This window comes from Clostridium disporicum (genome assembly GCF_001405015.1).
GTDB lineage: Bacteria > Bacillota > Clostridia > Clostridiales > Clostridiaceae > Clostridium > Clostridium disporicum_B.
In genome coordinates this window covers 52,269-64,187 of record NZ_CYZX01000021.1, presented here as the reverse complement: position 1 = coordinate 64,187, position 11,919 = coordinate 52,269, and the positions used below count along the sequence as shown (strand labels likewise).

General features: G+C 28.8%; 11 protein-coding genes and 1 other RNA gene. 2 read left to right on the top strand and 10 right to left on the bottom strand.

What is annotated here, in order from left to right; genetic code table 11:
* Window positions 1–847 precede the first annotated feature (847 nt).
* From ARA56_RS13300 to ARA56_RS16490, 4 genes are all read right to left on the bottom strand, one after another.
* Window positions 848–1,759 carry a tyrosine-type recombinase/integrase gene (locus tag ARA56_RS13300; protein WP_055267476.1) on the bottom strand — a complete coding sequence of 304 codons (912 nt, stop codon included), beginning with the start codon at window positions 1,757–1,759 and terminating at the stop codon, window positions 848–850.
* 14 nt (window positions 1,760–1,773) lie between these two features.
* Window positions 1,774–2,046 (bottom strand): hypothetical protein, encoded by a 273-nt coding sequence (locus tag ARA56_RS13295; RefSeq protein WP_055267474.1) that lies wholly within the window; start codon window positions 2,044–2,046, stop codon window positions 1,774–1,776.
* Between the two features lie 187 nt (window positions 2,047–2,233).
* Window positions 2,234–2,998: a MarR family transcriptional regulator gene (locus ARA56_RS13290; RefSeq protein ID WP_055267472.1), complete on the bottom strand. Its 765-nt coding sequence runs from the start codon at window positions 2,996–2,998 to the stop codon at window positions 2,234–2,236.
* Between the two features lie 93 nt (window positions 2,999–3,091).
* A complete protein-coding gene (locus tag ARA56_RS16490; protein WP_172675772.1) occupies window positions 3,092–3,265 on the bottom strand; it encodes a helix-turn-helix domain-containing protein in 174 nt (57 codons plus the stop codon).
* Between the two features lie 363 nt (window positions 3,266–3,628).
* On the opposite strand from ARA56_RS16490, the gene ARA56_RS13285 reads away from it, so the two are divergent.
* Window positions 3,629–4,894, top strand: a complete 1,266-nt coding sequence (locus tag ARA56_RS13285; protein WP_055267470.1) for a tyrosine-type recombinase/integrase — start codon at window positions 3,629–3,631, stop codon at window positions 4,892–4,894.
* Between the two features lie 311 nt (window positions 4,895–5,205).
* Window positions 5,206–6,378: a tyrosine-type recombinase/integrase gene (locus ARA56_RS13280; protein WP_055267468.1), complete on the top strand. Its 1,173-nt coding sequence runs from the start codon at window positions 5,206–5,208 to the stop codon at window positions 6,376–6,378.
* Window positions 6,379–6,445: 67 nt separating this feature from the next.
* Here ARA56_RS13280 and rnpB read toward each other — a convergent pair.
* The 6 genes from rnpB to dnaG form a co-directional block, all read right to left on the bottom strand.
* An RNA gene (gene rnpB, locus ARA56_RS13305) (RNase P RNA component class A) lies at window positions 6,446–6,811 on the bottom strand.
* A 46-nt stretch (window positions 6,812–6,857) separates the two neighbouring features.
* Window positions 6,858–7,082 carry a hypothetical protein gene (locus ARA56_RS13275; RefSeq protein ID WP_055267467.1) on the bottom strand — a complete coding sequence of 75 codons (225 nt, stop codon included), beginning with the start codon at window positions 7,080–7,082 and terminating at the stop codon, window positions 6,858–6,860.
* 92 nt (window positions 7,083–7,174) lie between these two features.
* On the bottom strand, window positions 7,175–7,960 hold the full coding sequence (locus ARA56_RS13270; RefSeq protein ID WP_055267465.1) for a Nif3-like dinuclear metal center hexameric protein: 786 nt from the start codon (window positions 7,958–7,960) through the stop codon (window positions 7,175–7,177).
* A gap of 8 nt (window positions 7,961–7,968) precedes the next feature.
* Window positions 7,969–8,661 (bottom strand): tRNA (adenine(22)-N(1))-methyltransferase, encoded by a 693-nt coding sequence (locus tag ARA56_RS13265; RefSeq protein ID WP_055267463.1) that lies wholly within the window; start codon window positions 8,659–8,661, stop codon window positions 7,969–7,971.
* Between the two features lie 184 nt (window positions 8,662–8,845).
* Entirely contained in the window at window positions 8,846–9,910 is a 1,065-nt protein-coding gene (gene rpoD, locus ARA56_RS13260; protein WP_423230668.1) for an RNA polymerase sigma factor RpoD, read from the bottom strand.
* Between the two features lie 72 nt (window positions 9,911–9,982).
* A complete protein-coding gene (gene dnaG, locus ARA56_RS13255) occupies window positions 9,983–11,764 on the bottom strand; it encodes a DNA primase (protein WP_055267460.1) in 1,782 nt (593 codons plus the stop codon).
* Between the last annotated feature and the right edge of the window lie 155 nt (window positions 11,765–11,919).

The following is an 11,919-nucleotide window of genomic DNA, read 5'->3' as shown; positions in this document are numbered from 1 at the left end:
CCCATAATGGACACATCCTTTCTTAACTAAATATTATTTTACTTAGTTCGATTTAATGTGTCCACTACTTTATACTAACACCAACCTCATAAACAAACTATCGATAGTGTAGATACCACCTGATGTTTTAATAAATGATTTCTTCATAAAAATCTCTCCTTTTATTATATAATTAATTGGTTATGTCTAAAGTATTACCATCTGTTTTTCAGCTATATAATCAAATAAAAATATTTTTCGACAATAAGAAAAAGAGCAAGCCTCTAGGCTCAACCCTTTTCTACTTATTTTAAATAATAAAGAAAGATTTAATTTTAAAACATTTAATATTCTATCCCACTATCCATCAGCTATTCACACTTTTTGGAATATTTCTCAATATTTTTAATTCTCAATAGATTATTTTTAAGCATCAATAATAAGGCTAACTAGCATTAACCCCTTACTCGTTTTATTAAATTACTGGCTTTATTGTTTTTTCAGGCTCTTCACATATGTATTAGTTATCATATACACTGTTAAATTAACAGGAAGAGATATTTACTAACTACCAGCAAAAGAGTAAATAGATCTCTTTATTATTTTCTTTTAATGTATTTCACTCCTATAATAAATTATATATCTAAATATATTCCCCTTTTATATTTAAAGCTCTGGCTTTATCCTAATAACAATATTTAAAATTCTTTATATTATATAAAGTTCTATACCACTTTATAATCAAAATTATATTTTTATACAGCAATCAGTTATTAAATATATTAGTATAATTGAAAAGAATTATTCCTCAAAAAAAGAAACCTATACATAACTAAATGTTAGGTTTCTTTTCATTTATTCTATTTATTTAATTATCTTTAACATAAGCATTCTTTAAGGCAGTTCTTCCTTCATTATGCCCTAATTTTAATGCTGTATCATTCCACGCTTTGGTTTGATCAGTACATTGCCTTAAATTATCTTCATACTCTTTTGTCGCATAGGCCTTCCTAATAGAATGTATTCCTGTCTTTGCGTCTTTATATCTGCTTATCTTATTCTTTAATAGCATCCTTTTTATTGTTACATTTACCGTATCTTCTCTTAGTGGACATATTCTATCTTCATCACTAACTACAGATTTTATATATTCACAAAGATTTCTTTGTTCTTCTGTTTCTATTTTAATATCTCTACATCTTTTTCCCTTTGAATCATGGACATGAATAATTCCTTGATTAAGCCTTATATCCTTTCCTTTAAGCTTACATACCTCTGAGACTCTCAGGCCAAACATTATTGCTACTTTTATTCCACTTACAGCTTTACTTTTGCTCTTATCACACTCATTTATTATTATCTGCAAATCGGCATCGCTCATCTTTATTGTCCTTAATTCAGTATAATTTACATTGGGTATCTTAACATTACTAGTATAGTTTACATATAAGTGCAGCTCCTGCCTTACCATTTTCTCTAACTTCCTAATACAGTAATTATAATTCTTCATAGTGCTTTTAGTACAGTAATTTGCCTTTTCAATAAAGAAACTTTGTACATGTTCCGTATTTATATCTTTTATATACTGTATCTCAGGATAGAACTCTTCTAAATAATCACAAAGCAAACTAGTAACCTTTATTATATTACGTCTATCTTCATAACTAAATATTTTAATTTTTTCACAACCACTCTTTTTGTAACTATGCTTATCTGCACCTATTGCTGTACACTTTTCAATAGCTTTGTAAAATTGGTAAAATATCTTTTCTCTCTTCATATATTTCACCCACTTTACTCATCTAAATAATTATTCCAGTTTATGCTATCGTCTAAATCATAAAGTACCTCATAACATCCACAATAAAATTCTATTACTCTTTCATCAATTTCTTTTTTCCCTTTTTCATAATTGATAATAAGTTCTAAGATATCCATCGTTATAGGCAAGGCTATATTATACTCTCCATCCTGTTCTTCTAATATACATTCCCACATATCATTACCGGAATAGCTCCTTAATCTTCTTATAACATCATCATATATTCTCTTTTCGCTAGTATTCATTCTTATCACCTCTTAGAGGCTTCCATAGCATTTTTAAAATTCCTTTAGTATATTATACAAATATACTATTATTTTAATTACTCTACTTAGTAAAAATGAACTTAATTTTTAAAATTCATTGTTTTTTGTGATTTATCTCATAATTTATTATCTGTCATATACACCTTTCAAAGCCTATTTATACTTTCTACCCATTCTGCTTTTTCATCAATTCATTAGCTATACTCTCAAGCTTTGTGTAATTTTCGCTAATTCCATTTAACTCTCTAATATTTTTATAACACGTATCCTTAATCATTAAGGCTGCATATTTAGTACTTAACTTTTCATCCTCACTTACTTCCTTAAAAATTATATCTTTGTATTCTATTTCCTCATCAATACTTTTGCCACTAGTATCATTAATGTTACTAGTATCATATTTTATTCTACTTCCACCAATTATAAGCATATGTTTAAGTACCAAAAATCTATTGGAATCATTAGCCCCACCTTTTATCTTCTCAATTACCTCTTTCTTTTCTAACCTTTCAATCACCTTTATAACATTAGTTCTATTTGTAGTATGCGTATACGCTAAAAAATCGCTTATACTTACTTCAGCATATCCCATAGCCAAATTAAATTTATATATTATAATCAATAAATAACTTCTATCCGTAGCATTTAATGTTCCATCACATATAAAAGATTCACTAATAGCTACCCCATTAGTCAAAATCACTACTGCTTCACACCTTCTTACTTCAGTTGTTTTTCCGCTGCTTTCTACTTCTATAAAATCTCTTTCTGTTTCATTATTTAGCTCTGCCTCTATTTCTTCCTCAATATTTACATCTTTTTCATCATTAATGCATGTAATTTTTTTTCTTCTAATGGCAATAATCAATTGTCTAAAAAAACAAATTAACTTCTCAATCATCATATATACCTCTCTTTTTAAATCATTCATCTTCAACTTCTTTTATAACAAAAAAAGCCAGAGTAAAAACTCTAGCTTCCTGCTGCTAATTCAAATCCTTTTGAATTATTATGCGGCTTATCGCTACATATACATAGTATTTTCTCTTATAAACCTATCAATTTCAGTCTTGGGAATTTTTCGTGTACCAAGATCTATATATCCAATCTTTCCTTGCTTGATTAAATCATAGACTTTATTTTTGTTTACATATAGCATTTCCGCCGTTTCCTTAACTGAAAATAATAACTTTTCCATATACCTCTCCTCTGTATATGGCATTCCTTTGCAAATTTTAGCTTATGAATAGCTATTAATCTCTATTCAATCCGTGCTATTATGATTTAATTATACCATCTTTTTACACATTTTCAATATTTTTATTATTTTTCTTTTATTCACATCTAATATATATTTAAAAATAAACCCATTATCTATTTATATCCATTTGTATCTATAGTACATATTTAGTATTCATTTGTATCTATTTATATTTATTTATACCCAAATATATTAGTTTTTACCTATGCTTCCCAACACACTCTCAACCTATTGAAAGCCGCAAAAAAGTATATAAAATATAATTAAGAGCTCTGAATTTTAGATATTTGAGGTGATACTTTGAAAGGTCATATTAGATCCAGAAAAAATTCAAAAGGTGAGGATAGATTCCAATATATATTTTCACAAAAAGCTGCAGATGGAACCCGTAAGCAGATAACCAAGTCAGGGTTTTTATCATATGAGGAAGCTGCAAAAGCACTAGAACTTGCTATTAAAGAAATCAGAAGTAATCCTGTTAATACTAACGAATTAACATTTAATATGATTGCTTTAGATTATCTTGAAGGTTATATAAAGCCACATAAATCATCTAACACCTATACATCTTTCGTGTATAAGTACAATAAATATATCTATCCAGTAATCGGTGAAATGAAAATATCTGATATAACAACAGTTACTATAAATTCATTATTAGCAGCAGCCAAAAACCTCGATCCTGTTAAACCTCTATCTTCTAAATCCGTAAAAGGCATTTACTCTCTAATTAATTCGATATTTAATAAAGCTATCAAATGTAATATAGTTGCTTTTAATCCCTGTACAAATGCTGATAAAATTAGAGTAGAAAAAACACTTCCAAGAATTTTTAGTGCTGAAGATATAGCATTGATGCTATCATCTTTAAATCTTTCGTTTCATACTGACTATTTAATATACGCAATAATAAATATACTTTTACACACTGGCCTACGTAGAGGAGAATTATTAGGATTAACTTGGAGTGATATTAACTTTACTGAGAAAACTCTTTCTGTTCGTCATCAGCTTACTTACAACAAAGGAAAGGTACTTTTATCTAATAAACTAAAATCCAATTCTAGCTATCGAGTTATTCCACTCAGCACTGAGTTGATAGATATCCTTGCGTACTTACGTAAAATTTATCATAAAAATAGACAAGCCTTAGGAAATAAATATATTAAAAATAACTTTAATGGAAAGAATTATGATTTTGTTTTTGTTCATGAAGATGGTAAAGTACTTCATCCTCTTTGGCCTTGGAAGCAATTAAAAAAACTCTTTTTAATACTTGGTCTTAATACTGACCTTACTTTGCATGACTTTAGACATACATTTGCATCAAATTATATAAAGAATAGCAACGGCGATATCTGTAATCTAACTTATATTTTAGGACATTCAAGCACTTCCTTTACTCTAGATAAATATTGCCACTACATTACACAAAATAGGCGCAATACCATGTTAGTGTCTAGTAAAATACTTACAGAGTCAATCGAAGCAGCTAAAAAAGTAGTTACCGATATTGTACTTACAATAAGTATAAATACTTCTTATAAAAAGAAACTAAGAATTTAAGCTAAGTTGTGAATTATCTTGTGATTTTATCTGCGGAAGTAAAAACAATTTAGGTTACCTTTAAAATTATGTTAACTCAACAATAAATTAATAATTAAGAATTATTTTATATAACTATTACGTATTATTAAGGGATAGCATTTGCTGACCCTTATTTTTTGCATTTCAAAATTGAATTATTTAGTTATTTATGCCATGTCGTTTATCTTGTAACCATATTTCCCAGTATAATACTATTTATGTGTTATATAGTTAACTATATAATTCTGGGGTAGGTACAACTAAAATTCAAATTACAGAGGTGGATTATATTGCAAGGACACATTCGTAAACACGGTAAAAGCTATCAATATCTATTTTATATTAAATTGCAAAATAAATATAAGTGCATTAGTAAGTCAGGCTTTTCTGATAAAAAATCTGCTACTAAAGCATTAAGAGATGCAATATCTAAATATGAGGATTATAAGTATATTGATAATAATACTATTAGGTTTAGTGAAATAGCCGAAGAGTATATAGAGTATTATGCTAAGACTAATCTAAAGCTAAATACTTATATTAGATATAAATCATTTTATCACAAATATTTAGAGACTACTTTAGGTCCAATTAAAATCAATGATATTAATGGTATGTCAATAAATAGGACATTAAATAATGCAAAGTACTTAAATCCTGAAAAACCTTTAACCGGTTCAACTTTACAAGGTATATATATATTAATAAATGCCATATTCAATAGAGCATTAAAGCAAGAGTTAGTATTTAAAAATCCATGCAAAGCTGCTGATAGACCTAAAAGAGATGCTGTTAATTATTCTATTCTAACGTATGATGAAATTAATACTATTATTAGTCTATTAGATACTACTAGCCATTTTGACTTTTTATTCGCTGCCGGTTTTATAATAACCTTAGAAACTGGATTAAGGCGTGGAGAGTTAGCTGGATTAACTTGGGATAATATTGATTTTGATACCAAGACATTAACAGTTAAAAATACTTTACTTTATATTCAAGGGCATACTGTAGTACAAGAGACACCCAAAACTGAACATTCTATGAGAGATATTTATTTTTCTGATAACCTAAAAGATATATTTTTAAGGTTAAAATCAGTTTATGACAAAAATCTTGCCATTCTTGGAGGTGATTTTGAAGAGTTTGTATATAAGAAAAAAATATATGACTTTGTTTTTAGGCATGAAAATGGTCAACACGTTCATCCAATGTTTTTTTATAACAAATTACAAAGATTAATGAAGGAATCTAAAATTAAAAAGCATATTAGATGGCACGATCTAAGACATTCAGCAGCTTCTCTACAATTGATGTCTGGTGCAGATATAACAACCATTTCTAAAAGAATAGGACATTATGATCCTTCCTTTACACTTAAAGTTTATAGCCATATAGATATGTCTCAACAAAAAAAAGTTATAGATGCCTTTAGTTCAAATTTACCTAAACTACATTTCTAAGAAATAAATCTTGCCAAAATCTTGCCAAAAAAGAAAAACACCAGCCGTTAAGCTAGTGTTCATCATGGATGCGAGATAGTCCGTAAGCGGAGTTCTGTATTAAGCAATCATCTATCTAGGCTTACTGTTACCAGTAAGCTCAAGCGACACACCACGTAGCGGGACGGGCCACCCATATGCTACATCTCGGTCTTGCTCCAGGTGGGGTTTACATAGCCATGATGTCACCACCATGCTGGTGAGCTCTTACCTCGCCTTTCCATCCTTACCAGTCACCTAAGTGAACTCAGACTAAAAGTCTTCTGGCGGTATATCTCTGTTGCACTATCCTTCAAGTCACCTTGACTGGCCGTTAACCAGCACCATCGCCCTATGGAGCTCCGACTTTCCTCTCCTAGCTTCTAGAGCTAGCAGCGATTGCATGTACCACTCGCAAGAAATATAATATCACACATATTCAATTATGACAAATAGTTTTTTTAAACAAAATATAAAATTATGAACAACATGATTAGAATTATCCAACTATAGATACCTATTCCTGAAAATAATAGTGTTATTCCAATAAGCACAAATATACATATCCTTGCCGCTGGATTTGGACATTTAGACTGCTTTGGCTTAGCTGACGGTGTCTTAATAGCACATATTATATCATTAACAGTTTCCCTTAATACTTTTCCCCAATCAGTTTTCTTAGACATAATACCAACCTTACTAATTACTATAGTTTATAATATGTCTTTACCTATTTGCCTTATTACTATAATTTTAAATTTTACGTAATTAATATAATTTATAAAAATGTATACGGATCTTCTTCAACTTTTGATAAAATAAATTCTACGTCAGTAAATTTATCAATAATGTTTTTCATCACATTAAAGAATACAATTTGTTCTGAAGCAAAATGCCCAGCATCAATTATATTTATTCCCATTTCTTTATAGTCTGAAGCAAAGTGATATGTTGTATCTCCTGTTATAATACAATCTGCTCCTTTGCTAACAGCTTTACCTATAAAATCTTGCCCACTTCCATTTATAATAGCAATCTTATTTACTTCTTCTTTACCTTTAACCACTCTTAGATTATTAATATTTAGTGCTTTTTTAACATTATCTACAATTTCATCTAATTTAGTAGGCTTATCTAAAGTTACTATTCTTCCAAGACCTGCTTTCTCATCTCTTTTATTAACCTCTAAAATCTCTGATGAGTCATAGCCTAATAATTTGGGTATACTATCATTTAAACCACTTTTAGCTGAATCTAAATTAGTATGACTTGAATATAAACTAATATCATTTTTTATAAGCTCTATTATCTTTCTACCTTGAATGGTATCAGTTGTTATATTATTTGGACGTCTAAATATAAGTGGATGATGAGTTATAATTAAATCTACATTATTTTCTTTAGCTTCCTCTACTACTTTTAATGTACAATCTAAAGCTAATAAAACCTTTTTAACTTCTTTCTCTCTATCCCCTACCATAAGACCTACATTATCAAAATCTTCTTTTAAAAAAGTAGGAGCTAAAGTTTCCATAACCTCTATAATTTCTTTCACCTTTTTCATATTATCACCTATAAATAATTTTTCATTCTATTTAGTATCTCTATTTTTTCACTAACTTCTGATTTTCTCTTTAGTGCTGATTCGCTATCATCTTTTATAAAGCCTAAAATCTTATTGTATTCTTCTATTTTATAATCAACATAATCTTTCATTAATGGATGTTTCTGTCTTAATAAAATTGGACTTATTTCATAGTATATGCTATCTAATTCTGTTGCATGACCTTCAGCTTTTTTTACCATAAATAGTTCATAGTAAATACCTTCATCAAAGCATAAATCCTCTTTAATTATTTCAAAATCATTTTTATAAAGATATTCTCTTAAAACTTCTGGATTTTGCGCTGGAATAAGTACTAAGTAATTACATGAAGCTGCTTTATTTAAATCTTTCTCTATTATATCTCTTATAAGATTACCGCCCATACCAGCAATTACAACTTCTTCTACTTCATTAACTTCTAATGGTTCAAAACCATTTCCTAATCTAAAATCTATTTTATCGTCTATTCCTTCTAAAATTGCATTTAGTTTTCCTTTAGCTAATGGATCTTTATTTATATCACAAGCTATAGCTTTCTCACATATCCCATTTCTTAAAGCAAGTAATGGTACATATCCATGGTCTGTTCCTATATCTGCTAATGTCGTTACCTTTTCTAGATTTGATACTATAAATTCTATTCTTTTGCTCTTATCCATTATTATTACCTCTGCGCTCTATTTTTTGTAAATATTAGCTTTTAAGCCTTAACTTAGTAAGAAGTTAAAACATTAGTGACTATCTAATATTTTAACTTCTTTAAATATAAATTATGTTATTTTTTAATTTTTATTTCTTATAAATTTAACCAATAAAATAGCACCGACTTTAGGTGCTATTTTACTAGTCTAAATAATCCTTAAGCTTTTTGCTTCTTGAAGGATGTCTAAGTTTTCTTAAAGCTTTAGCTTCAATTTGTCTTATTCTTTCTCTAGTAACATTGAACTCTTTACCAACTTCTTCAAGAGTTCTTGCTCTACCATCATCTAATCCAAATCTAAGTCTTAATACCTTTTCTTCTCTTGGTGTTAATGTATCTAGAACATTTATTAATTGTTCTTTTAACATTGTAAATGCTGCAGCTTCTGCCGGTGCTGGAGCATCATCATCTGGTATAAAGTCACCTAAATGTGAATCTTCTTCTTCACCTATTGGAGTTTCTAATGAAACAGGCTCTTGAGCTATCTTTTGTATTTCTCTTACCTTATCTACTGGTAAATCCATAACCTTTGATATTTCTTCTGGGTAAGGATCTCTTCCAAGCTCTTGAAGTAATTGTCTTTGTACTCTTATAAGCTTATTTATTGTTTCAACCATATGAACAGGAATTCTTATTGTTCTAGCTTGGTCTGCTATAGCTCTTGTAATTGCTTGCCTAATCCACCAAGTAGCATATGTTGAAAACTTAAAGCCTTTACGGAAATCAAATTTTTCTACTGCCTTAATAAGTCCAAGGTTTCCTTCTTGAATTAAATCTAAGAAAAGCATACCTCTTCCTACATATCTTTTAGCAATACTTACAACTAGTCTAAGGTTTGCCTCTGCTAATTTCTTTTTAGCATATTGGTCACCTTCTTCTATTCTTTTTGCTAGCTCCATTTCTTCTTCTGATGAAAGAAGTGGAACCTTACCAATCTCCTTTAAGTACATTCTTACAGGGTCATCAATAGCAATACCTTCAGGTATAGTAAGATCTAAATCTTCTTCTACTACTTCTACCTCTGCTGCTTGACCCTGAACTTCTATTCCCATAGATTCAAGAACCTCATAAATTTTTTCAATTTGTTCAGGTTCTAAATCAATATGGTCTATTTCATCCAAAATCTCTTTATATGTTAATACTCCTGCTTTTTTTCCTTTATCAAGTAGATTCTTTACTATAGACATCCTTTCATTTCTATCTTGGATATCTTTCTTCTTATTTGAAGCTGCTTTAGTCTTCTCTTCCACTACTTAATTACCTCCTTCCAGTACATTAGCCTAATTCAATTTTCCTCTTTTAAGTGTTTTACTAATTTTAGCCAACTCTATAGCTAAAGATATAGATTCTTCAATCTTTCCTTGATTTTCAAGGATTTTTTGTTGTTTCTTCAACTCTTCTATCCTTTGTTTCAATTTATAATTAGTAATTTCATTGATATAATCTTCTATTAATCTTTTTGTATCTTCCACATAAAACAGATTAATATCTTTAATTTTAATAAACTCTTTTATACTTTCAGCATTATTAAGTTGAGATTCAACAAAAGATATAACATTATCTTTATTTTCCCCTTTTGCTCTTTTAATAATAGTGAAAATTAATTTATGTTCTGGCAATACTAGGTCATTTTCATCTAATTTTTCTTCTATAAAGTCTAAATAATCATTATTTTCTAGAATAAGTTTTAATAAGGCTCTTTCAGCCTTTAAAAATGCAGGCTCTATATATAATTTTGTTCCATTTTCTCCCTTATTATTCACATTATTTACATCATTATTGTCATTAATCCTTTTACTTAACATATCATATAAAATTTGCTCTTTAATTCCTGTATTTTCTGAAGCTTTCTTTATATAAACATCTTTTTCTAAAGGATCTAAGTCTGATAAAATATTCATAACTTTTTTAGCATATAGAATACTCGATTGACTATTTTTAAAATCTATTCCTTCTTCAGCCTTTTTTAGTCTATAGTCTATTAACGGTTCTGCAGAATTTATTAGTTTTAAAAATGCCTCTTTACCATTACTTCTCACAAATTCATCAGGATCTTTTCCTTGAGGTATTGATAATACTCTCACATCAAATCCAGCTGTTCTTAAAATTTCAAGCCCACGCATTGTTGCCATTTGACCTGCCATATCTGCGTCATAAGATATAACTACCTTATCAGCATATCTCTTGAGAAGCCTTGCCTGATTAATAGTAAGCGCCGTACCTAAAGATGCTACCACATTAGTTATACCATATTGGTGTAAAGTAATTAAATCCATATACCCTTCAACAATGATAAAATATCTCTCTTTCATATTATGCTTTAAAGCAAAGTTTAAGCCATATAAATTAGTCCCTTTTTGAAAAACCAATGTTTCAGGTGAATTTAAATACTTAGGCTTTGAATCATCTAATACTCTTCCACCAAATCCTATAACTTTTCCTCTATAATCAAACACTGGGAACATAACTCTATTTCTGAATCTATCATACTTTCTATTTTTTTCAGGATTTACAGAAAGCAACCCAGCTTCAATCATTAATTGTTCAGATATGTTTTTTCGTTTTAAATGATTCATAAGACTATTCCAGCTATTGTTTGCATATCCCAATCCAAAACTTCTAATAGTCTCTAATTTTATGCCCCTATTTAAGAAATATTCCTTTGCAGTATCATTACTCATCAAATTTGAAAAAAAGAATTTTCCCGCTTCTAAATTTACCCTATACAATAACTCTTTTTTTTGTAAGCTTTTATCTTTCTTTTCATTTTGAAGTTCTAATGTTATATTTGCTCTACTAGCTAAATATTTAACTGCATCTAAGAATGACATATTTCTATTTTTCATAACAAAACTTATCACATTCCCAGCTTCTCCACATCCAAAGCATTTATATATCTGCTTATCTTGAGAGACAGAAAATGAAGGTGACTTTTCATTATGAAATGGACATAGTCCCATAAAGTTTCTTCCAGACCTTTTAAGTCTTACAGTTTCCGAAATCACCTCTACAATATCATTCTCATTTTTAATTCTTTCTAGAATCTCTTCTGAAATCTGCAAGGAGACTCCCTCCTTACTTAATAAATTTTATTAATTACTTTGTATAAAATTCGACATTTTAAATCAAAATCCTTCTTTTCAATTTAAAAATTTAATATTAAATATATATTATTAATATTTTGTCGTCATTTTTATTATAATTCTATTTAAATTTT